Source organism: Streptomyces radiopugnans (genome assembly GCF_900110735.1).
Lineage (GTDB): Bacteria > Actinomycetota > Actinomycetes > Streptomycetales > Streptomycetaceae > Streptomyces > Streptomyces radiopugnans.
The window spans coordinates 107,687-129,604 of sequence record NZ_FOET01000006.1; the positions used below are offsets into that span (position 1 = coordinate 107,687).

Here is a 21,918-nt window from a genome sequence, read left to right on the forward strand (position 1 = left end):
CGGCCTCCGCCGCGAGGGGGCGGAGCGACCTGCACGGGCCGCCGGCGCGACCCGCCGCCCACCGCCTCACGGCACCCCCCGGCCGCCGGCGCCCGGCCGGGCGCCCCGGCCTCCGCGGCACCGGCACCGGCACCGCGGGGAAAGAGCCTCGGGCCATCCCCCGACGAACCGCTCGAACCGAATATGCCAGGAGCTCCCGTGAGTGTCTCGGCGGTCACTGACCTCCACCTCCGCGTTTTCAGAGATGAAACACCACTCCAGGCCCCCGCTGCGTCCTGGAACGGGCATGACCTTAGCAGGGAACACACGAGCCACGCATCAAAAGAACACATTTTTTCTCACGTTGTTAATAATTCGACACAGCGTCAACATGGTGTCATCGGCGCACCCCGGATACACACGCTGACCTCGCGTTCCCCGGCAGACGGGCGAGTGTGTCCGCGTTTGCACCCCGTCCACTTCCCGCCCCTCTGTTGTTTATTTATGAACGTCCCATGATCGATTTCGTACGCGGCCTCCGCCCGGCGGACGGAGGACCGGCCGGGACACCGGAGGGGCCGGCTCGGAGCTACGGTGGGGATGAGGCTTGCCAGTGCCCCGGGAAGGGAGCTGCACGGTGACCCACGACATGCGCGACACGGCTCTCACCGACCTCCGCACCGGCTTCGCCGGCGGTGTCCTCACTCCCGGCGACGCGTCCTACGACGAGGCCCGCAAGGTCTTCAACTCGATGATCGACCGGCGCCCCGCCGTCATCGCCCAGTGCGGGACCGAACGCGACGTGGCCGAGGCGATCCGCTTCGGGCGGGAGAACGGCCTGGAGATCGCGGTCCGCGGCGGCGGGCACAGCGTCGCGGGCATGGCGCTGACCGAGGGCGGCATCGTCATCGACCTGCGGCGCATGCACACGGTCGTGGTCGACCCCGGCAGGCGCACCGTGCGGGTCGGCGGCGGCGCCGTCATGAGCCATCTGGACCGGGCCGCCGAGCCGTACGGTCTGGCGACGACCGGCGGCCGGGTCTCCACCACCGGGGTGGGCGGGTTCGTGCTGGGCGGCGGGTCGGGCTGGCTGGACCGCAGGTTCGGTCTGGCGAGCGACAACCTGCTGTCCGTCGAGCTGGTCACCGCGGACGGCCGCACCGTGCGCGCGAGCGGGCAGGAGAATCCGGAGCTGTTCTGGGCGCTGCACGGCGGTGGCGGCAACTTCGGCGTGGCCACCTCGTTCACCCTCCGGCTGCACCCGCTCCCGGTGGTGACCGCGGCCCTGCTGATGTGGCGGCCCGAGGCGGGCCCGGAGGTGGCGCGGACCTACCGCGGCTTCATGGAGTCCGCCCCGGACGAGGTCGGCGGGGGGCTCATCTACCTGACCGCGCCGCCCGAGGAGTTCGTTCCCGCGGACATGGCCGGGGAGCTCGCCTGCGCGGTGCTGGTCACCTACGCGGGCGGGATGCAGGAGATGCGCGACGTCGCCGAGCCCGTACTCGACATGGACCACGACGCCGAGATGATCACCGAGCTGTCCTACGCCGACCTGCAGTGCATGCTCGACGACCCGCCCGGTTACCGGAACTACTGGTCGGCCGAGTACCTGGCCTCCTTCCCGGACCCGGCCGTGGAGGCCTTCTGCGCCCGCGCCGGCGACCTGCTCGTGCCCTCGCCGTCCCAGCACGTGCTCTTCCCCCAGGGCGGCGCGGTCGCGCGGGGCCCGGGGGACCACCCCATCCCCTGGCGGCGGGCGCCGTGGGTGGTCCACCCCTTCGGGCTGTGGGAGGACCCGGCCGACGACGAACGCGTCAGGCGGTGGGCCCACGACGTGCGTGCCGACGTCAGGCCCTGGTCGACCGGCGCGGTCTACCTCAACTTCATCGGCCACGAGGGCGAGGACCGCGTCGTCGCCGGATTCGGGCCGGACAACCACCGGCGGCTGGCCGCGGTCAAGGCCGAGTACGATCCCGGCAACGTCTTCCGGCTCAACCACAACATCAGGCCCCGCTGACGCCGCGCCGCGCTCGCCCGGCGTCGGCCGGCGCACGGGCGGAGAGGTCCTCGCCGACCGCGGCCTCGCCCTGTGACGCCCGGCCGCCCGGGCAGGGCGGTCAGGTCTCCGCGGAGACCAGGGACCGTCCCAGGGCGGCGAGCACCGACGGATCGACGCGGTAGTACACCCAGGTGCCGCGGCGCTCGGAGGTGAGCAGACCGGCCTCGCGGAGCTTCTTCAGGTGGTGGCTGACGGTGGGCTGGGAGACGCCGACGTCGGAGATGTCGCACACGCAGGCCTCGCCGCCGTCGTGCGAGGCCACCAGGGAGAACAGCCGCAGCCGCACCGGATCGCCCAGCGCCTTGAACATCGCGGCGGTCCGCTCGGCCTCCTCGGCCGTCAGCGGGCGCTCGGTCAGCGGCGGGCAGCACGGCTCCACCTTCGGAACCGGCGACGCCTTCGTGTTCGACATGCCCTTATGTTGACACATGTCGAATCAACCGGACCAGGTCGCACGGCCCGCGGAACCGCCCCGGTCACCGTCCGTGTGCACCCCGCTCACGGTTCGCGTGGCGGCGTGGCCGTAGAATGCCCGCGTGAACCGGCGACCGCATCCACCGATCCGCCCCCACCGGGCCCGGGTCCGCATGGTGCTGCTGGTTCTGGCGGTGCTGGCCGGAGTCGTGGCCATGCACGGCCTGGGCCCGTTCGGTGCGGCCGTCCCGTCGGACGCTCCTCGTAGTACCGCCCTCGCGGCCGGCCACGCGATGCCCGCGGACGCGGGCACCGCCGCGCACGGTTCCCCGGGCGGCGCCGCGGGGGATGCCTGCGCGCACCCGGACCACGGGACGGACGGGCACCCGAACCACGCCGACGCCACCTGCGCGGCCGTGGGCACCTCCGGCCCGCCCGTACTGCCCACGCTCCTCGCCTCCGCCGCCGCCCCGGCCGCGGATGCGGCCGCAGCGGGGCCGGCGCCCTCTGCGGCCCTGGCCGGCCGCGCCCCTCCGTCACTGAGCGAACTGCAACTCCTGCGCATATAGGCGCGCCTCCGCGCGGCCCCGCCCCGCCCCGGGTCCGGTACCGCGCGCGACGCGCCCTTCACGCCCCGCCTCCGGGGTTTCCCTCCCACAGCAGGAGTCCGTATCACCATGACCGCACACCGCTACGCCCTGCGCCGCGCCGCTCTCGCGGTGACCGCCGCGACCGCCGCCGCCGTCCTGACCGCCTGCGGTTCCCAGGAGCCCTCTCCCGCGGGCCACGGCGGCCACGACGGCAAGCCCGCCGCGGGCGCCTCCGCCCCGGCCTCGGCCGGCTCCCACAACGCCGCCGACGTCTCCTTCGCCCAGGGGATGATCCCCCACCACCGGCAGGCGGTGGTGATGGCCGACATGGCCGAGACCCGGGCCGCCTCGCAGGAGGTCAAGGACCTGGCGGCCGAGATCAGGAAGGCCCAGGACCCGGAGATCGAGACCATGTCCGGATGGCTGGAGTCCTGGGGTGAGCAGGTGCCCCCGGAGACGGAGGGCACGGCCGGGACGGACCACTCCGGCCACGGCTCCCACGGGACGAGCGGGATGATGACCCCCGAGGAGATGTCGGAGCTGGAGAAGTCCTCCGGCAAGGCGTTCGACACCGCCTTCCTGGAGATGATGATCGAGCACCACAAGGGTGCGGTGGCCATGGCCGAGGACCAGAAGGAGAACGGCTCCTACGGCCCGGCGAAGGCCATGGCCGACGACATCGTCACCGCCCAGAACGCCGAGATCGACACGATGGAGAAGCTGCTCGGCCGGAAGTAGGGCCGGCTCCGGGGACCGGGATCCGTGTGGCACGGGTCCCGGTCCCCGGTTTACCAACCGCTTCGGGGTGTTACCCGTCCGCACGGCATCGCGGGCTCTCCGGCCGCTCCGCACCGGAGTCCGCAGGACCGAACAAAACCGCGTGAAAGGGGACAACCATGACGACGATGGTCAGCGAGATGCTGCGTACCTACCCGGCCGACCTCGGCGGTGTGAACCGCGAGGCCATGGAACGCTGCATCTCCGAGTGCTTCGACTGCTCGCAGGCCTGTACGGCGTGCGCGGACGCCTGCCTGTCGGAGGACATGGTCGCCGAGCTGCGCAAGTGCATCCGCACCAACCTGGACTGCGCGGACATCTGCGAGGCCACCGGCAAGATCCTGTCCCGGCACACCGGCTACGACGCCAACATCACCCGCGCCCAGCTCCAGGCCTGCGCCATGGTCTGCAAGTCCTGCGCGGACGAGTGCGAGCGCCACGCCGACATGCACGAGCACTGCCGTGTCTGCGCCGAGGCCTGCCGCCGCTGCGAGCAGGCCTGCAACGAGCTGCTGGCGACCCTCTGAGACCGAGGAGGCCGCGTTCCCCGCCGCCCCGGCCCCCGCGGCCGGGGCGGCGCCGCGCACGGGCGGGCCGGCACCCTCCCCGCCGGGCCCGGCGGCCGTCGGCGTAGATTGGCGGGTGGCACCGCACCCACCGACCACAGGATCCCCCGATGCCCGTCCGTTTCCGCTCCCGTCCCCGTCCCCGCTCCCTGGCCGCCGCGACGGCCCTGCTGGCGGCCGTCCTGGCCGGCTGCTCGGGCGGCGCGGACGAGGACGACCACCAGGACTCCTCCGCCGGGCACTCCCACGACGGTGGAGCAGGCGTCGGCCACATCCACGGCCTGGGCATCAACCCCGGGGACGGAAAGCTCTACGTCGCCACCCACCGCGGCGTCCTCGCCGTCGACGGCGACGGCTCCACCGAGCGCATGGGCGACACCGCCGACTACATGGGGTTCACCGTCGCCGGACCGGACACCTTCCTCGGCAGCGGCCACCCGGCCGAGGGCAGCGACGAGCCCGCCAACCGGGGCCTGATCAGGAGCACCGACGCGGGGAGGACCTGGAAGGCCCTCTCGCTGGCCGGCGAGGTCGACTTCCATGCCCTGGAGCAGGTCGGCGGCACCGTCTACGGCTATGACAGCACCCACGGGATGCTGCGTGTCAGCGAGAACGGCGAGGACTGGGACGAGCGGGCCGAACTGTCCGCCCTGGACATCGCCGTCAGCCCCGAGGACCCCGGCACCGTACTGGCCACCACCGCCGGCGGCGTCGCCCGCAGCACCGACGGCGGCGAGACCTTCGCCGACGGCGCCGAACCGGTGCTGGCGTACCTGTCCTGGGCCGGGGAGGACGGGCTGTACGGGATCGGTCCCCAGGGCACGGTGCACCGCAGCACCGACGGCGGCGAGAACTGGACGGAGACCGGCACGGTGCCCGGCGGGCAGGCGCAGGCGCTGACCGCGGTCACCCCCGAGCGCGTCCTGGCCGCCACCGCCGGCGGCGTCTACGAGTCCCGCGACGGCGGGAAGACCTTCACCGAGCGCCTGGCCCTGTCCGAGGGCGCCCACTAGGGCTTCCCGCCGGAGGGCGGTGGAGGGGCCTCATCCCCGGTCGCCGCGGTCGTCCCGCCACCCGTCGCTGTAGAGGAACCCGCGCACGCTGCGCCGCCGCCGGGCGTGCTCCCGGACACCGGCGGCGTACCGCTCCTCGCCGACCACGGGGACGCCCGCCTGCCGCAGCACCGACAGCGGGGGCGCGGGACGTTCGTGTTCGGCCCGGCTGAAGAACTGCCCCCGCAGGGTGTCCAGCACCTGGTCCACCGCGGACAGCAGGGGGCCGGTGGCCGCCGGGTCGGGCCGGGCCCCGGGAGCGGCGCCGGCGCACAGCAGCAGCAGGGTGTCGTCGAGGACGGCGACGGCCGGGGCGGGGGCCTTGTGGAGCGAGGCGGAGTGGAAGTAGTGGACGACCGGGTAGGCCAGGTGCTGCTCGCCCATGCGCAGCAGCGGGGCGGTCAGGGAGACCAGGTGCTGGTTGAACATGGAGCTGAAGCCGTCCCCGGTCCATCCCCCGGCGATGACGGCGGCGGCGTCCCGCCCCAGGGCGTGGATCTGCTCGGCCAGGACGCGCTTGTGGACCACCGCCTGGACCACCTGCACCAGGTAGGTGATGGAGAGGGTGACCAGGAACAGTCCCGACAGGGAGGCGACGGTGGTGGCCACCTGGGCCCAGGCGGTGCCGGGGACGTAGTCGCCGATGCCCAGGGTGAAGACGGTGTAGCCGGTGAAGTACACCCGTGCCCAGCCGTCGGCGGGCACTGCGGTGACGGAGGTGACGACGGCCTCGTCGTGGGAGGCGAACACCAGCCACCATCCGGCCCACAGCAGTGCCGTCCAGGTCAGGAAGGTGGCCAGCAGGGTGAGCGTCCCGCTCCACTCCAGCAGCCGTGTCCCGCGCGGCACCCGGGCCTGGAGGGCCAGGAGGGCCCGCCACACCCCTCTGGCCGTCCGGCCGCCGACCGGGCCGGTGCCCGTGACCATCGACAGCGAGGTGATCACCGCGTCGGCCAGCGCCAGGACGACCAGGGCGCAGCCGGCCACCGTCGTCAGCACGTTCATCGCGCCGCCTCACCGCTCCTCTCGCCCGCCCTGGCGTAGAGGGACAGGCCGGGTGCGGTGGTGACGCCGTGCGCGACGGTGCTGGCGGCGATGACCAGCGTTCCGGCGGCCAGTACCACCGGGTCGGCGCCGAGCCGGTGGGCCTCCATGGTCAGGTAGAACAGGGCCGAGACGCCGATGGGGCCGAACCAGCCCATGAAGAGGGTGTCGCGCCAGGTCAGTGAGAGCGGCCGCTTCAGCGCCAGCAGGACCGGCAGGCGGCGCAGCAGCAGGACTCCCAGGACCAGCAGGACGCAGCGCCACCAGCCCAGTTCGCCCCACTCGCGCCACGGGATCATGGCACCGAGCACGACGAACAGCGGCAGGACGAGGAAGCGGTTGACCGCCTCGTCGTTCTTGTCCTCGTCCGCGCGCTCGCTGACCGAGCTCGTCGCGTTGAAGGCCAGTCCGCTGACGAAGACGGCGAGGACGCCGTCCAGGCGCATCAGCCCGGCCGCCCCGAGGACGAGGAGGGCCAGCAGCAGGGTGTAGACGAGCAGGGGGCCGGACTGGACGGTCCGGTGCTCCTCCGCGCTGCGCAGCGCCCTGCCCCCCAGCACGCCCGCCACCGTTCCGAAGGCGACCGCGCCCAGCACCTGCCACAGGGATTCCAGCAGCGCGTCGGTGCCGCTCAGGGTTCCGGCGATCGCCACCGCGGCCAGCACCAGGGGCAGGGCGAGACCGTCGTTGGCGCCCGACTCCAGGGAGAGCACCTGCCGGGTGCGGGCGGTGATCGCCTTCTCGGCCGGTTCGCCGGTGACCACGCTGGAGGCGAGCACCGGGTCGGTGGGGCACAGGGCAGCGCCCAGCAGCGCCGCCGCGCCGAGGCCGACCCCGAGGACGGCGGCCGACAGCGCCGTGGTGATCAGCGCCATCCCCAGCATGGCGGCCACCAGCAGCACGGTCACCGGTTTCACCCTGGAGCGCACGTCGCGGAACGGGTAGCGCAGGGCGATCGCCATCACCGACACCGCCAGGAGCAGCCGGGAGAACTCGTGCAGTTCCCTGTGCCCCTCCACCACGGTGGGCAGGTCGAGGACGCCCAGCACCTCGGGCCCGAAGGCGATCCCGGCCAGCAGCGCCAGCATCGGCCCGCTCAGCGGGGCGCGCTGGATGCGCACGGAGAACACCGCGAACATCAGGGCGAGGGCGGCGGTGACGGTCAGGAGTCTGTCCAGCATGTCCCTGCGGCTGCCCTGCTCCGTTCTTGTCATGCACCGGTAGCCACACCGGCCCTCCGGTGGGCGAGGGCGTCCGGGTGAGCGGGCGGCCGGAGCGCCCGGGCGGGCCGCGGAAGCACCGGACGGGGCACCGGGCCGGACGTTCAGGGCGGAAACGGTCGCCTCGCCGTCCCGGGGGCGCCCTGCGGGTGCCGTGGACGTCCTACAAGTGTTCGCCTCCGGTACGGAGGAGCAGCGCCGTCTCACCCGAAGGGGTGGTGTCGGGCGTTCTCCGTCGAAGCCCGGCTTTCTGACGGTCCGTCAGCGGAAACCCGGTCCGTCAGGAAGCCGCGACGGCGGGTCGCACTGAGGAGAGGAGAAACCCTTGAGGGCAGCCGACTCGAGTGATCGCGCCGCTCATCGGGGCCGCCGCATCCCACGGCAGCGGCGGGGCCCCGGCGGACCCCGCACGGCCGTCTGCCCGCTCCGGCGGGAGCGGGCACGCCACCGGGAAGGCCGGCTCCTGCCCCGGCGGGCCGAGATGTAGGAGGTTCCCGGCACACCAGAACACCACTGCGAGCGACACGCCTCCCCCCGAGGACGCGGGCGGGGCCCGGTGACCGGGCCCCGCCCGCACATGCGCCCGCGCACGCCCGCCCACGCGCCCGGCGGGCCGTCACTTCCAGGGGATGGTGCGCCAGGGGCCGGCCGGATCGGTGGTCAGGACCCGGTGGGCGGCCAGCATCTCCTGGTACCAGTCGCCGAACTCCTCCTCGTCGAAGTGCAGGCAGCGGCCGAGGACGTAGCCGGCCGAGAAGGACTCCCAGGAGTCGTAGGCGACCTGGCTGACCCGGCCCGCCCGCACCACGGCCTGCTCGGCCTCGGCCACGTCGCAGAAGCGGGCGCCCAGGCCCCAGCGGGCCATCTTCGAGGCCCGGCCGTAGTCCCAGGCGAGGACGGAGGTGACGTACCCGTTCCCGGCCAGCAGTCCGTCCGCGCGGAAGCGGGCCTCGTAGCGCACGATGCGGCCGATGAGCCGCTGGAGCCTGCGGGTCTCCGCCTCCGGGTCGGGGCGGTCGGCGCCGGGGGCGGCCGCCGCCTGTCCGGCGCGTGCGCGCACGAAGCGGTCGACGATCCGGCGCCAGTGGTCGATCCCGACCGGTCCGCCGTACTCGCGGGCGATCGCCCGGCGGACCTCCAGCACGAACTCCCAGGCCGGGTCGCTCGCCTCGCCCCGCAGAAGCCGCTGCTGGGCCGACGCCCACTCCTCGCGGGTGGTGATGCCCCACCAGTCGGCCAGCCGCTCCCGTTCGCCGGCGTAGCCCGTACCGTGCCACCCCATGGCGTTCCACAGGGAGCCGTTGGACACGCACAGCAGGGCGCCGCAGGCCAGGCCGCGTGCCACGGGCCCCTGGCGCACCCCGCCGACCCGCAGGGTGCGCAGCGTGCCCCTCCCCGCGTTCCGGGGGACCCTCGCCGCGTGCTCCGCCCATGTCCGCCGGTGCTCGGGAGTGGCGGCGAAGTACGCCTCGCAGGGGCTTCCCGGGTTGACCGCCAGCCACCGGCCGGAGTCCGGCCACCACTCGGCGTACCCCTTCAGCGGACGCTCCAGGAACACCGGGTCCGGTGCCGGGCAGGGCAGCATCCCCTCCGTCAGGACCGCCACGCAGTGCCTGCGAGCCCTGGGGTCCCAGTAGGGGAAGAAGGTGAAGAACCCCGGATTGGCGTCCGCCCACGACCGGGGTACGGCGTGGAAGAGCCTGGCCCCGGCCAGGACCTCGAGGTAGGCGCTCCAGTCGCCGCGCGTCCTCGCCTCGTACAGCCGCTGCTCGACGTCGGTGGGCGGCTGCCACGGTATGTGCGCCGGTCCGCCCCGTATCTCCCCCGCCGCCGTCTTCCCGGCGGCCGTTCCGCTCCACGTGTCCATCGCGGAATCACTCTACAGAGTGATCCGGTTACCTTCGGGTACAGGGCGGCGCGGCCGGTCGCACCGCCCTGAGCGGTACGCCTAGTCCGCCGCGCACAGCGGTCCCTGGTCCTGGCTCTTCACGCCTCCCTCGTAGGCCCCGCACACCCCCACGACCACCGGCCCGCCGTCCGTCTGCCTCAGCAGCACCAGCGTCTTGTCCGCCGGCGGCCTGTTCGGGGACAGGGGCCGGTGGACGTAGCCGGTGGCGCCCTCGAAGGAGACGCCGCCGCGCAGCACGGCGAGGACCGCGCTGCGGTGGACGTCCCGGCCCGAACGGGCGCCGTCCACCGCCTGGGAGAGCATGTGGAAGGCGTCGTAGGACACCGCGGAGTGCCCGTCGTGGCGCCAGGGGTCCGCCTTCGACGGCCCGCCGACGAGCGCGTCGTACTCCCGGGCGAACCGCTGCGTCCTCCAGCTCGCCCGCTTGTCGGTGGTGGGCAGTCGGTGGGCGGAGTGGTACAGGCGCAGCCACGCCTTGTCGGCGTACTCGCCGGTCAGCGCGACGTTCGTCAGCTCGTTGCCGCCCAGCACCGTCAGGCCGTCCTTCACGCAGGTGCCCTGCTTGTCGAAGGCGTTGACGAAGGCGGTGAAGTCCCTGGCCCGCGCCGACCAGTAGACGATCGGGTCCCCGCCCGCCGAGCCGAGCATCTCGCAGACGGTGCCGGCCAGTTGTGCCGCAGTGGTCACGTTGGGACTGCCGGGCGGGGCGGTCCCGAACGCGCCCTCCTGGGAGAAGTTGACCAGTTGCTCGTCGCCCGGGAACCACTTCGTGAACTTGCCCGCCAGACTGGCGCTGTACAGGTCGTCGGAGTTCTGGACCACGACGGCGTGCCGGGCCGGGACGCAGCCGTCCGCCCCCTCCGGCCTCGCCACGATGTTCGACGTCGTGGCGAACTCCGCCGCCATCCGCGCTTCGTCGCTGTTGAGCGGGGTGAAGGGCCAGTAGGTCTGGCTGACCAGCATCTCGTCCGCGGTGGCGGTGGTGCCCACCACGGGGATGTCCGCCGACTCCAGGATGTCCAGCGCGTCCCTGGTGGCCTCCTTGCTCTGCGCGAACCCCAGGACCCCGACGACCGTCTCGTGGTTCCGGACGCCCCGCCGGTCGGCCTCCCTCACCTCCTCGACCAGTTCGCGGGCCTCGGCGGCCGCGTCCTTGAAACCCTTCCCGGTGGTGCGGACGTCCACGACCAGGGGCACGAGCGACTCGTCGGCGCCCGCCTCGCGCAGTATCTGGCCCTGCCACATGGCGATGCCGCGCAGCTCGGGGATGGTTCCGTCGAACAGGGTGTCTGTGCGGTCCGTCGGCTCGTCCGAACCGAAGTGGACCACCGTGCGGACGGTGCGGTCCTCCTCCTCGGCGAACCGCACGGCCCTGGCGTTCTGCCGGTCGATCACCTCGCGCATCTCGTCGTACCACTTCTTGGGCTCGACGGGGACCGGCTCGGCCAGTTCGGCCACCGCGGCGGTGCCGCCGCCGGCGCACCCGGTGTCCCGCTCCGGGCCGGAGAGCAGTTCGACGCCGCCGACGCCCAGCAGGGAGACGGCCAGCGCCGTGCTCCCGGCCAGCACCGACGTCTGGGTGCGCCAGCTGAGCCGGAAGCGCCTCGGGGAGACCCTGCGCACGGGCAGCCCGGCGCGGGAGAAGGGCTCCTCCCGCAGGCCGACCCACACCGGGCGGTGGGCGTCCTCGTGCAGGAGCAGACCGGCCTGGGAGAGGTTGCACTCCTCCGGGTCCAGCTCCGCCCGGAGCGTCCCGGAGATCCGGCCGACCGCGACGACCAGCGGTCCGGGGCCGCCGACCGTGGCGCCCGCCTGCCGGAAGGAGCGCAGGAAGCGTTCGGCCGCCTGGGCCCCGTCCGCCGCGTCCCTGGGCATCTCCAGCAGGATCACCGGGCGCGCCCTGCGCCGTCGGCGCTTGGGCAGGACGCGGCCGACCGAGGGTCTGCCCAGGTCCTCCAGGAGTGCGCGCAGCAGGAGCCGGTCGACGGCCTGGAGCGCCTCCGCGTGGCGCGGGTGGTCCGCGGGGAGCGCCAGCCGCGGCGCCTGGCGGGCCGCCACCGCGTCCATCACCCCGAAGAGGTCCTCGCCGCTGCGGCGGACGTTCAGCTCCGTGCCGAGCCAGCGGGAGCGGCGGTTGAGGGAGAGGCGCCCGGGTCTGACCAGCCGTGCCGTCTTGCGCCGGGCCCACAGCCACCGGGGCAGCGTCCTGGTCAGACTCAGCCACCACGTCCTCAGCAGCCAGCCCCGCAGACCCGTGGCAGGCGGGGCCTCCTTCCCGCCGAGCGACCACAGCAGGCCGGGCAGCCCGCCGCGTTCGGCCCGCCTGCGGTACGCGTGGTCCCGGAGTTCCTTCGCGGCGGGGGCCGTCCAGTCCCCGGGGTGCTCGCGGACGTAGGCGACGGTGTCCCGCAGCAGCTCGAAGTCGGGGAAGCGGTCGGGGGTCATGTTCCCGGGGATGCCGAACGTGAGCTGCTTGCCCGCCTCCCCGGCCAGCAGGTCGCCGTCGGAACCCGCCTGCAGGATGGCGTAGGGAACCAGTTTGCCGCCGTCGCTCAGCGGGTCCACCAGTGCGTTGATGACCCTGCGGACGCGGATCTCGTACTCCTCCCCGTGCCCCGGCACGTGGAGGACGAGCAGCGGCGGCCTGGTGGTCAGGTAGCCCGGTGCGTCGGGCACCACGGCGGTGGGGTACTCGCGGACGAATATGTCCGCTCCGGTGTCGTCCGGAAAGCGGTTGGGTGCAGGCGTCGCCATCAAGGGCCCCCGGTTTTCGCGTGTCTCCCCCCGGTCCGGGGTGTGAGAAGTTACCGACTGTGCTCCGCCCGTCACAAGCGCTTTGCCGCAAGCGGTCCGGCCGGTTCCCCCGTCGGCCCGGGCCCGGGGCCGGGGGACGAGGCAGGGTGCGGGGCGGTGTGCTGGACGGAGGGCGTTCGACCGGCGGAAGCGGCGCGAGTGCGCGGCCGCGCAGGGGGAAGGGCTGCGGTGTGCCTGCTCTGCCTTCCCGTCCGTCCTCCCGTCCCCGTTCCGAACGCGAGCGGCTCGCCCAGGAGCTGCTGGACCGCGCGACTCCGGTGATGAGCGCGCTGGGCGTGCTGTTCCTGCTGCTCGTGCTGGGCGAGCGGCTGGCCCGGCCCGGAAGTGCGCTGAGCACTGTCATGGCCGTGGCCGGCTGGCTGCTGTGGGCGGTGTTCGCCGCGGAGTTCCTCGCCCGGCTGCTCATCGCTCCCGACACCAGGGCCTTCTGGCGCCGCAACTGGTGGCAGCTGCTCTTCCTGGTGCTGCCCTTCCTGAGGGTGCTGCGGCTGGCGCACTCGGTTCGGATGCTGCGCACCGGCCGGGTGCTCTCCTCGGTGGTGCGCTCCTCCCGCTCGGCGCGCCGGGTGCTCGGCGACCGGATCGGCTGGCTGGCGGCCGTCTCGGCGATCACCGTCCTGGGCAGCGGCGAGTTGCTGTACGAGTTCGGCTCCTACCGGTCCCTGGGCGAGGCGCTGCACGCCACCGCGCTGGCCACCGTCACCGGAGAGCCGCTGGACCGGCCCGGCACCTTCCCCAAGGTTCTGGAGATCGTGCTGGCGGTCTACTCCGTCGCCGTCTTCGCCACCCTCGCGGGCAGCCTGGGGGCCTACTTCCTGGAGTCGCGCACCACCGGTGGTCACCCGGTGAGGGTGGGCAGCGGAGGGGGCGAGGACTCCTGATCGTAGGTGGGCGTCTGCGCGGGGACCTGCATGGACAGCGAGCCGGCGTCCTCGAAGTGGAGGGTCACCCACACGAAGTCGCCGCCCCGGATCCGCTGCCGCACATCGCGCAGCACCAGATAGGTCCCGCCCTCCTCCAGACCGACCGACTTGTCCGGGCTCAGCTCCACCCCGCCCTCGACCACCTCGCCGCCCTGGGCGACGATCTCGACGGACTCCGCCGCCGGCGACTCGGCCGCGACCAGCCGGTCGGCCGGCGGCTCCCGGTCGTACAGCTGCGCGTACAGGGGCACGTCGCTGCCGACCTGCCACGGCCCGTCCGTCGGCTCGGCCAGATGGGCGTAGCGCACCAGGACCGAGCCGATCGCCGCGTTGGCCCCCGGCGAGTCCACCTCGCCCGGACCCGCGATCCCGCCCGGCTCATCGCCCTCTCCTCCCCCGCACCCCGCGGCCGTGAACGCGAGGACGGCCGCCAACAGCGGGGCCAGCACACGGCGCAGAGCGCGCGGGGTCCGGGACGGCACTCCGTTCACCTGGCCTCCTCCGGGCTCATGCGGCGTGCCCGGAACAGCAGCAGCATGCTCACCAGGGCCAGCACCACGAGCACGATGCCCATGACGACCTCGTTGGCCTGGGCCGCCCGGGGGGTGTTCTCCGGGCCGCCGTAGTCGACCAGGGCGGGTGCGACCAGCAGCCACAGGCCCAGGAGCAGGACGATCAGATCCGACAGCCACCCGCGCGGGCGTACGATCCGGGCGGATGCGGTGAGCAGCAGCACGATGCCGACGCCGGTCTCGTTGCGCTGGGCGTCGACGGCGGCGTCGCTGAAGGGGTACCTGAGGAACCACGAGGCCAGGACCAGCCAGATGCCGGCCAGCATCATCAGGCCGGTCACGAGCTGGTCCCGCACGCCGGTGGGGCCGGGCGCGGGTGCGGCGCCCCGGGCGGCTGCCGGTCCGCGTGGGGAGGAATGACGAGCCATGGGAACTCCTTACGGGATCTTCCAGACCATCTTGGTGCCGTTCGCGGCGATTCGCCCGGTGCGCGCACCCGCCCCGGCTCCGTTCGGCGGCTTCCTTTCCGGGATCACCCTGCCGTCCGTGTCCCGGCCGCTTCCCCGACGTCCGACAGGGAGCTGCCCGAGCCGGCCTGGGAGCGGGTGATCACACTGAACTTGCCGTCGGTCTCCAGCACCACCGCGGCGACCTCCTCGACCGAGCCGATCCCCTGGGAGCGGATCGCCTGGAGCACCTCGCTCTCGGTGACGCGCTGCCGGGCCATCGCCTCGTCGAGCATGCGTCCGTCACTCAGCAGCAGGGTCGGTTCGGCCTTGACCAGCCGCCGGAAGCGGCGGGAGCGCACCGCCGTCCAGGCGCTGACGAACTGGAGGGCCACCAGCAGGGCCAGGGCAAGCGCCCCCTCGGCGAGGGAGACGGTCGCGTTGAGCAGGATGGTGGCCAGCGTCGAGCCCAGGGCCACGGTGACCACCAGGTCGAACGCGTTCATCTTCGCCAGCGTGCGTTTGCCCGAGAGCCGCACCGCCGCGATCAGGGCCGCGTAGGAGCACGCGGCCATGACGGCCACACGCAGCAGGTCGTATTCGGTGTCGAAGAACATCGGGCACGACTACCCCGCGGTTCCGTTCCGCAACGTGTCTGCGCCGCCCTGTGACCGAGCCGGTATCCGCGAGGTCAGCCTGGCTGCGAGGCGCGCAGACCGGCGGTGACCAGCTTGCGGACGGCGATCACGGCGGCGGCCGCCGCGATGGTGCTCCAGTCCGGGTCGCCGGCCAGCCGCAGCAGTCCCGCCGCGGTCAGGAAGTCGAGGAGGACGGCCAGCGCCGGCACGAGCCGCCTCGCCGACGCGAGCACCACCGCGGCGGCCACCAGCCCGAAGGCGGTGGTGGCCAGCGCCGCCAGGTCCAGGACGGTGGTCATACCGGTTCCGCGGGGGCGCGGGAGCCGTCCGTCTCCTTGCGGCGCTCGCGTTCGATCTCGGCGCGCTCGGCCGCGATCTCCCGGCTGAGGAAGAAGTTCAGGGCGGTGCGGATCGCCGCGATCGCGGCGAGCTGCCCGATCTCGGTGAAGCTCGGGGCGACGGCCGTGCGCAGGACGTCTCCGGCGAGCTGGAACTCCAGGCCGAGCGCCAGGAAACGCCCCAGGGTGAGCCGGATCCTGTTGAACCTGCGGTCCGGGCCGGCTCCGCGCACCATGGTGAGAAGGAAGCGTCCGAACGCCCAGACGGCGCCCACGAAGATGATCAGGGCGCCCGCCGCCTCCACCAGCCTCACCAGGAGGTCGACCGCTTCTCTCAGCGCGGACTCGGGCAGCAGCTCGGCGGTTGTGTCCATGATCCGCGAGTACCCGCACCGGTCCGCTCATTCCACGGGCGGCCGATGTGACGCACATCATCGGATTTGATCCGGATTCGCTCACTCCGGCGCGGAATGTCCGCGGTGTTCGGCCGGTTGTACTCGTCGCGGGTGCCGGAGGGCGGGACAGTGTCCCCGGGCCTCACCCACCGCCTGCGAGGACGATCGTCCGGCTGAAGCCTCGCAGTGCCATTCGCCGCGAAGGCGACCGCCGTCCCCGGCGCCCGCACCTCAGACCGGCGCCGGCCAGGTTCCCCCCCGTCCTGGCCGGCGCCTTCCCATACCCGCCCGCCCCCGTACAGGCGCGGGCGGGCGGCACCGTCGGGCGGATGTTTACCGGGTGCGCGGCGGCGGGTTACCGTCACCCCCATGACCGCCGATCCCGTCCGCGCCCGGGTGCGCCTGAGCGCCGAGGACCGGCGCGGGCAGCTGATCGGCATCGGGCTGAGACTGCTGGCCGACCGCCCCGTCCACGAACTGTCGGTCCACGAGGTGGCCGCCGAGGCGGGCATCTCGCGCGGCCTGCTCTTCCACTACTTCCCGACCAAGCGCGACTACTACGCCGCGGTGGTCCGGGCCGCCGGGCAGCGGCTGCTGCGGCACGCGCGCCTGCCGGAGGAGGGCGGGCCCGAGGAGCGGGTGCGCGCCGTGGTCGGGGGTTTCACCGGCTTCGTGCGGCGCCGCCGCGCCAACTACGTGGCCCTGGTGCGCGCCGGAGCCGGTGGGGACGATCTGGTGGTGGAGGTGTTCGAGGACATCCGCGCCACACTGGCCGAGCGGATCCTGACGGCGCTGGGCGATCCCTCCCCCGACCCGCTGGTGCGGCTCGCGGTGCGCGGCTGGCTGGCGATGGCGGAGGAGATGGCGATCGGGGCCGGGGAGGAGGTGGCGGCCGAGGAACTGGTGGGCTTCCTCGTGGACGGCCTCGGCCGGCTGCTCGCACCACTGGGTGCGCCGCTCGTCCAGCCCCGCTGACCGTCCCCACCCGCCGGGCGCGGGACGGAAGGTGATCCGGGCCACCCCGCGCCACCGCTATTGAGTACTGCTCAGTATGTTGGCTACGCTCGCCGTCGCAACGACACCGCCCCGGACGCCCCGGGCACCCTTCAGCAAGGAGCCGGCCGTGGACTTCGCCCACTCGCCGCGGGCTCGGGAGTACGTCGAGCGCGTCGCCGGGTTCGTCGACACCGAGATCATCCCCCGCGAACGCGAGTACCTCGGCGCCCTGCGCGGCCGGGCCGACCGGTGGGCGGTCCCGCCGCTGGTCGGGGAGCTCAAGGCCAGGGCCCGCGAGCAGGGCCTGTGGAACCTCTTCCTGCCCGACACGCGCCACGGCGCCGGGCTGGGCGTGGTGGAGTACGCGCCGGTGGCCGAGGTGATGGGCCGCTCCCTCATCGCGCCCGAGGTGTTCAACTGCAACGCCCCCGACACCGGCAACGCCGAGGTCCTGCTGCACCACGGCAGCGACGAGCAGCGCGAGCGGTGGCTGGAGCCCCTGCTGGACGGGCGCATCCGCTCGGCGTTCTGCATGACCGAGCCGGAGGTAGCCTCCTCGGACGCCTCCAACATGGAGGCGACCGCCGTCCTGGACGGGGACGAGGTGGTGCTCGACGGGCGCAAGTGGTGGAGCACCGGAATCGGGCACCCCGACTGCCGCTTCGTGATCTTCATGGGGCTGACGGACCCCGGCGCCCACCGCCACCGTCGGCACTCGATGGTGCTGGTGCCCCTGGACACCCCCGGGGTGCGGATCGAGCGGATGCTGCCGGTGCTCGGCTATCTGGACGAGCCCTACGGCCACGGCGAGGTGTCCTTCACCGGTGTGCGCCTGCCGAGCAGCGCGATCATCGGCGGGCCGGGCCGCGGCTTCGAGATCGCCCAGGGCAGGCTGGGCCCCGGCCGCATCCACCACTGCATGCGTCTGATCGGAATGGCCGAGCGCGCCCTGGAGCTGGCCTGCCGCCGTGCCGTCTCCCGCACCGCGTTCGGCAAGCCGCTGGCCAACCTCGGCGGCAACCGGGAGCGCATCGCCCGGGCCCGCATCGCGATCGACCGGGCACGCCTGCAGGTGCTCCACGCCGCGTGGCTGCTGGACACCGCCGGGCCACTCGGGGCCCTCGGGCAGCTCTCCCAGGTCAAGGCGGCCGTGCCCGCCATGGCGCAGGAGGTCGTCGACATGGCCGTCCAGCTGCACGGCGGGGCGGGACTGTCCGACGACACCCCGCTGGCCGGCTTCCTGGCCGCCGCCCGCGCGCTGCGCCTGGCCGACGGGCCCGACGAGGTGCACCTGGGCGTCGTCGCGAAGCTGGAGCTCTCCCGCCACCGGGAGCGGCCGTGAGCGGGGAGGCGACACCGGCCCGGCCCGCCGCCGCCGCGAAGGGCGCCGGGGGCAGGGCGGGGAACACGACGGAAGACACACAGGAGCACACGGCATGAGCACCCGCAAGAACATCCTCATCACCGGGGCCAGCGCCGGGCTGGGCGAGCAGATGGCCCGCGAGTTCGCCGCCAGGGGGCGCGACCTCGCCCTGTGCGCCCGCCGCACCGACCGCCTGGAGCGGCTGCGCGAGGAGCTGCTGGCCGCCCACCCCGGCATCACCGTCTCGGTACGCGCGCTGGACGTCAACGACCACGGCGCCGTCTTCGAGGTCTTCCGCGCCTTCCGCGCCGACCTGGGCTCCCTGGACCGGGTCGTGGTCAACGCCGGTCTGGGCAAGGGCCAACCGATCGGCACCGGGCGCTTCGACGCCAACCTCCAGACCGCGCAGACCAACTTCACCGCCGCGCTCGCCCAGTGCGAAGCCGCCGTGGAGGTCTTCCGCGACCAGGGGGCCGGCCATCTGGTCGTCGTCTCCTCGATGAGCGCCATGCGCGGCCTGCCCCGCAACCTCACCACGTACGCGGCCAGCAAGGCCGGCGTCGCGGCCCTCGCCGAGGGCATCCGCGCCGAGCTGCTGCGCACCCCGATCAAGGTCACCACCCTCTTCCCCGGCTACATCGCCTCCGAGATGAGCGGGTCGGCGGGCCGGACGCCGCTGATGGTCTCCACCGAGAAGGGGGTGCGCGCCATGGTGAAGGCCATCGAGGCCGAACGCGCCCAGGCGAAGGTGCCCGCCTGGCCCTGGGTGCCCATGGGCTTCGCCATGCGCCGGCTGCCCCTGGGCGTCGTGGCGAGGATGAGCTGAGATGAGCCGCTCCCCCGCCTCCCCCGAACCCCCCGGCCCGCCCGCCTCCCGGTCCGGCCGGCGTGCCGTACGCGCCGAGGACGCCTTCGACGTCGCCCGGGTGGACGCCTGGCTCAAGGAGCGGCTGGACGGCCTCACCGGCACCCCGGAGGTCACCCAGTTCTCCGGCGGCGCCTCCAACCTCACCTACCTGCTGCGCTATCCGGGCGCCGAGCTGGTGCTGCGCCGCCCGCCGGCCGGGCGCAAGGCCTCCTCGGCGCACGACATGGCCCGCGAGTACCGCGTGCAGGAGCGGTTGCGGCCGGTCTTCCCGTACGTGCCGGCCGTGCGCGCCCTGTGCCGGGATCCGGAGGTCATCGGCGGCGACTTCTACGTCATGGACCGCGTGCCCGGTCTGATCCTGCGCGGCCGCCTCCCCGAGGGCCTGACGCTGGACCGTGCGCGGGCGCGCCGGCTCTCGGAGACCTTCGTCGACACCCTCGCCGACCTCCACCGCGTGGACGCCCGGGCCGCCGGCCTGGGCGACCTGGGCAGGGGGACGGGGTACGTCCGGCGCCAGGTGGAGGGCTGGACCCGCCGCTACGCCCAGGCCCGCACCTGGAACACCCCGCGCTTCGGCAGGGTGACGTCCTGGCTCGCCGACAACCGGCCCGACGACGTGGCCACCTGTGTGATCCACAACGACTGGCGGCTGGACAACATCGTCCTGGACCCCGGGGACCTGCGTGTGACCGGTGTCCTGGACTGGGAGATGGCCACCCTCGGCGACCCGCTGATGGACCTGGGCAGCGCGCTCGCCTACTGGGTACAGGCCGACGACGACCGGATCGCGCGGGCCACCCGGCGCCAGCCCAGCCACCTGCCCGGCATGCTCACCCGCGCCGAGATCGTCGAGCGCTACCGCGAGCGCACCGGGCTGCCGGTCGGCGACTGGACCTTCTACGAGGTCTTCGGCCTGTTCCGGCTGGCCGCGATCGCCCAGCAGATCTACTACCGCTACCACCACGGGCAGACCCGCAACCCGGCGTTCCGGAACCTGTGGCTGGCGGTGCACTACCTCGACCGGCGCTGCCGCCGCGCCATCGCCCGGGCGGGCCGCTGAGCGGCGGCCGCGGGTCCCGGCAGCACGGCGAGCAGTTCGACGGCACTTCGACGGCAGGAGGGCAGCGATGCCGGTCATCCATCTGGTCCGCCACGGCCAGGCCACGTTCGGCGCCGACACGGCCGAGGGGTACGACGTGCTGTCGGACCTCGGGCGCAGGCAGGCGGAGGTCGCCGGGGCCGAGCTGGCCCGGCGCGCGCCGCGCGATCCGGTCGTGGTCTGCGGCACCCTGGCCCGGCAGCGCGACACGGCGGAGATCATCGTGAGGACCGCCGGGCTGCGCGGGGCGCCGCGCACCGATCCGCGGTGGAACGAGTACGACCACATCGACCTCGTCGGACGCTACGGCGGCTCCGTCCCGCAGGGCCTGTCCGCCGACACCTCCACCGAAGCATCCACCGACGTCCCCGCCGGCTCGCGCGCCGCCTCGCGCGGTGGTTCGCGAGGCGTGCAGGCGGTCCTCGACCGGGCCCTCGAAGCGTGGATGGCGGACACGGGCGAGGGCGGCTGGCAGCGGTTCGCCTCCGGCGCCGCCGGCGCGCTGCGGGAGCTGGCCGCCGGACTCGGGCCCGGGCGCGACGCGGTGGTGGTCACCTCCGGCGGGGTGCTGGCGGCCCTGTGCGGGGGGCTGCTGTCCGCGCCGCCCGCCGGGGTCGTGGCGCTGAACCGGGTCGCCGTCAACGCGGCGATCACCACCCTCGCGGCAGGCTCCTCCGGCATCAGCCTGCTGGCCTTCAACGACCATGCGCACTTCACCGGGGACCGGCGCGCGCTGCTCACCTACCGCTGACCCGCCGCTCCCCGATCGTCCGCTCTCCCGGAAGGAATCCCCGTCCCCATGCGCGCAGTACAGGTGGTGTCCCTGGACGGCCCCGGCGCCGTACGGGTCGCCGACACCGGCGACCCGCGGCCGGCTCCGGGCCAGGTGCTCGTCGACGTCCACGCCGCGGGCGTCACCTACCCGGACGTCCTGCTGACCCGCGGGCAGTACCAGCTCAGGCCCGAGCCGCCGTTCGTGCCCGGCTCGGAGGTGGCCGGCACCGTCCGCAGCGCCCCCGAGGGCAGCGGCCTGGCGCCGGGCGACCGGGTGGCCGCCTTCCCCGGTTTCGGGGGTTTCGCGGAACGGGTGGCGGCCGACCCGTCGGTCGTCTTCCCGCTGCCGGAGCGGCTGTCGTTCACGGCCGGCGCCGGGGTGCCGATGAACTACCTGACGGTCCACTTCGCGCTGGCCCGCCGGGGGCGGCTGCGCGCGGGCGAGACGGTGCTGGTGCACGGGGCCGCGGGCGGCGTGGGCACGGCGGCGGTGCAGCTGGCGCGCGCCCTGGGGGCGCGGGTGATCGCGGTGGTCTCCACCGAGGCCAAGGCGGAGGTCGCCCGCCGGGCCGGGGCCCACGAGACGGTGCTCGCCGAGGGATTCCGGCAGTCGGTGGCGGAGCTGACCGGAGGGCGGGGCGCCGACGTCGTCCTCGACCCGGTCGGCGGGGACCGCTTCACCGACTCGCTGCGCAGCCTCGCCCCGGAGGGACGCCTGCTGGTGGTCGGCTTCACGGGCGGGGAGATCCCCACCGTGAAGGTCAACCGGCTGCTGCTGAACAACATCGAGGTCGTCGGGGTGGGCTGGGGCGCCTTCTGGCTGCCCCGGCCGGAGTACCTGCGCGAGCAGTGGGAGGAGATCCTGCCCCATCTGGAGAGCGGTGCGCTCGACCCGCTGGTCGGCTCCGTCCACCCCCTGGAGGGGGCCGCGGACGCGCTGCGCGAGCTCGACGGGCGCGGCGCGGCGGGCAAGGTCGTCCTGCGGGTGCGGGAGGACTGAGCGCACGGACGGAGTGAGCGCACGGGCGGGCCGGGCGTACCGGCGGCGCCCGCCGGGCTCACGCCCCCGGGGGATACGGAAGGCCGCCCCGGCCGGACGAGGAGTCCGGCCGGGGCGGCGTCACGGGAAGGGCGCGGGTGCG

Annotated in this window: 22 protein-coding genes; 12 read left to right on the forward strand and 10 right to left on the reverse strand. The window is 73.8% G+C overall.

What is annotated here, in order from left to right; translation table 11 throughout:
• The first annotated feature begins 628 nt into the window (after positions 1-628).
• Positions 629-1,996 carry an FAD-binding oxidoreductase gene (locus BMY40_RS14265; RefSeq protein WP_093659569.1) on the forward strand — a complete coding sequence of 456 codons (1,368 nt, stop codon included), beginning with the start codon at positions 629-631 and terminating at the stop codon, positions 1,994-1,996.
• A 100-nt stretch (positions 1,997-2,096) separates the two neighbouring features.
• Here the strand turns inward: BMY40_RS14265 and BMY40_RS14270 are convergent, their stop codons facing one another.
• The gene (locus BMY40_RS14270) at positions 2,097-2,450 is read right to left on the reverse strand and encodes an ArsR/SmtB family transcription factor (protein ID WP_093659384.1); all 354 of its coding nucleotides are present in this window, start codon (positions 2,448-2,450) and stop codon (positions 2,097-2,099) included.
• A 124-nt stretch (positions 2,451-2,574) separates the two neighbouring features.
• Here BMY40_RS14270 and BMY40_RS14275 point away from each other — a divergent pair, with 124 nt between their 5' ends.
• From BMY40_RS14275 to BMY40_RS14290, 4 genes are all read left to right on the forward strand, one after another.
• Positions 2,575-3,021, forward strand: coding sequence for a DUF6153 family protein (locus BMY40_RS14275; protein WP_342745075.1), 447 nt, complete (start codon positions 2,575-2,577; stop codon positions 3,019-3,021).
• 108 nt (positions 3,022-3,129) lie between these two features.
• Positions 3,130-3,780 carry a DUF305 domain-containing protein gene (locus tag BMY40_RS14280; protein WP_093659388.1) on the forward strand — a complete coding sequence of 217 codons (651 nt, stop codon included), beginning with the start codon at positions 3,130-3,132 and terminating at the stop codon, positions 3,778-3,780.
• Positions 3,781-3,938: 158 nt separating this feature from the next.
• Positions 3,939-4,346: a four-helix bundle copper-binding protein gene (locus tag BMY40_RS14285; RefSeq protein ID WP_093659390.1), complete on the forward strand. Its 408-nt coding sequence runs from the start codon at positions 3,939-3,941 to the stop codon at positions 4,344-4,346.
• Between the two features lie 149 nt (positions 4,347-4,495).
• Complete coding sequence (locus BMY40_RS14290; RefSeq protein ID WP_093659392.1) at positions 4,496-5,398, forward strand: F510_1955 family glycosylhydrolase; 903 nt, start codon at positions 4,496-4,498, stop codon at positions 5,396-5,398.
• Between the two features lie 30 nt (positions 5,399-5,428).
• Here the strand turns inward: BMY40_RS14290 and BMY40_RS14295 are convergent, their stop codons facing one another.
• The 4 genes from BMY40_RS14295 to BMY40_RS14310 form a co-directional block, all read right to left on the reverse strand.
• A complete protein-coding gene (locus BMY40_RS14295) occupies positions 5,429-6,442 on the reverse strand; it encodes a potassium channel family protein (RefSeq protein WP_093659394.1) in 1,014 nt (337 codons plus the stop codon).
• Positions 6,439-7,662: a cation:proton antiporter domain-containing protein gene (locus BMY40_RS14300; protein WP_093659396.1), complete on the reverse strand. Its 1,224-nt coding sequence runs from the start codon at positions 7,660-7,662 to the stop codon at positions 6,439-6,441. Before BMY40_RS14300 ends, BMY40_RS14295 begins: the two co-directional genes overlap by 4 nt.
• Before the next feature lie 655 nt (positions 7,663-8,317).
• Entirely contained in the window at positions 8,318-9,568 is a 1,251-nt protein-coding gene (locus BMY40_RS14305; RefSeq protein WP_093659398.1) for a DUF1266 domain-containing protein, read from the reverse strand.
• An 81-nt stretch (positions 9,569-9,649) separates the two neighbouring features.
• Positions 9,650-12,364, reverse strand: a complete 2,715-nt coding sequence (locus BMY40_RS14310) for an ABC transporter substrate-binding protein (protein ID WP_093659400.1) — start codon at positions 12,362-12,364, stop codon at positions 9,650-9,652.
• A gap of 230 nt (positions 12,365-12,594) precedes the next feature.
• Here BMY40_RS14310 and BMY40_RS14315 point away from each other — a divergent pair, with 230 nt between their 5' ends.
• Complete coding sequence (locus BMY40_RS14315) at positions 12,595-13,305, forward strand: hypothetical protein (protein ID WP_218158295.1); 711 nt, start codon at positions 12,595-12,597, stop codon at positions 13,303-13,305.
• Here the strand turns inward: BMY40_RS14315 and BMY40_RS14320 are convergent.
• From BMY40_RS14320 to BMY40_RS14340, 5 genes are all read right to left on the reverse strand, one after another.
• Entirely contained in the window at positions 13,263-13,838 is a 576-nt protein-coding gene (locus tag BMY40_RS14320) for a copper chaperone PCu(A)C domain-containing protein (RefSeq protein WP_245770086.1), read from the reverse strand. The two genes, BMY40_RS14315 and BMY40_RS14320, sit on opposite strands and share 43 nt — an antisense overlap.
• Positions 13,835-14,287: an SPW repeat domain-containing protein gene (locus BMY40_RS14325; protein ID WP_107436770.1), complete on the reverse strand. Its 453-nt coding sequence runs from the start codon at positions 14,285-14,287 to the stop codon at positions 13,835-13,837. Before BMY40_RS14325 ends, BMY40_RS14320 begins: the two co-directional genes overlap by 4 nt.
• 104 nt (positions 14,288-14,391) lie before the next feature.
• Positions 14,392-14,922, reverse strand: coding sequence for a DUF421 domain-containing protein (locus BMY40_RS14330; RefSeq protein WP_093659406.1), 531 nt, complete (start codon positions 14,920-14,922; stop codon positions 14,392-14,394).
• Positions 14,923-14,996: 74 nt separating this feature from the next.
• Positions 14,997-15,242 carry a hypothetical protein gene (locus BMY40_RS14335; protein ID WP_093659408.1) on the reverse strand — a complete coding sequence of 82 codons (246 nt, stop codon included), beginning with the start codon at positions 15,240-15,242 and terminating at the stop codon, positions 14,997-14,999.
• Entirely contained in the window at positions 15,239-15,655 is a 417-nt protein-coding gene (locus BMY40_RS14340) for a DUF1622 domain-containing protein (RefSeq protein WP_093659410.1), read from the reverse strand. The genes BMY40_RS14335 and BMY40_RS14340 overlap by 4 nt, the downstream gene beginning before the upstream one ends.
• Before the next feature lie 390 nt (positions 15,656-16,045).
• On the opposite strand from BMY40_RS14340, the gene BMY40_RS14345 reads away from it, so the two are divergent.
• From BMY40_RS14345 to BMY40_RS14370, 6 genes are all read left to right on the forward strand, one after another.
• Entirely contained in the window at positions 16,046-16,651 is a 606-nt protein-coding gene (locus tag BMY40_RS14345; protein WP_093659412.1) for a TetR/AcrR family transcriptional regulator, read from the forward strand.
• 148 nt (positions 16,652-16,799) lie between these two features.
• Positions 16,800-18,014 (forward strand): acyl-CoA dehydrogenase family protein, encoded by a 1,215-nt coding sequence (locus BMY40_RS14350; protein ID WP_093659414.1) that lies wholly within the window; start codon positions 16,800-16,802, stop codon positions 18,012-18,014.
• Between the two features lie 94 nt (positions 18,015-18,108).
• Complete coding sequence (locus tag BMY40_RS14355; protein ID WP_093659416.1) at positions 18,109-18,861, forward strand: SDR family oxidoreductase; 753 nt, start codon at positions 18,109-18,111, stop codon at positions 18,859-18,861.
• Position 18,862: 1 nt separating this feature from the next.
• Positions 18,863-19,963 carry a phosphotransferase family protein gene (locus BMY40_RS14360; RefSeq protein WP_093659418.1) on the forward strand — a complete coding sequence of 367 codons (1,101 nt, stop codon included), beginning with the start codon at positions 18,863-18,865 and terminating at the stop codon, positions 19,961-19,963.
• A gap of 67 nt (positions 19,964-20,030) precedes the next feature.
• Complete coding sequence (locus tag BMY40_RS14365; protein ID WP_093659420.1) at positions 20,031-20,753, forward strand: histidine phosphatase family protein; 723 nt, start codon at positions 20,031-20,033, stop codon at positions 20,751-20,753.
• A 48-nt stretch (positions 20,754-20,801) separates the two neighbouring features.
• Positions 20,802-21,776: an NADPH:quinone oxidoreductase family protein gene (locus BMY40_RS14370; protein WP_093659422.1), complete on the forward strand. Its 975-nt coding sequence runs from the start codon at positions 20,802-20,804 to the stop codon at positions 21,774-21,776.
• Positions 21,777-21,918: the final 142 nt, after the last annotated feature.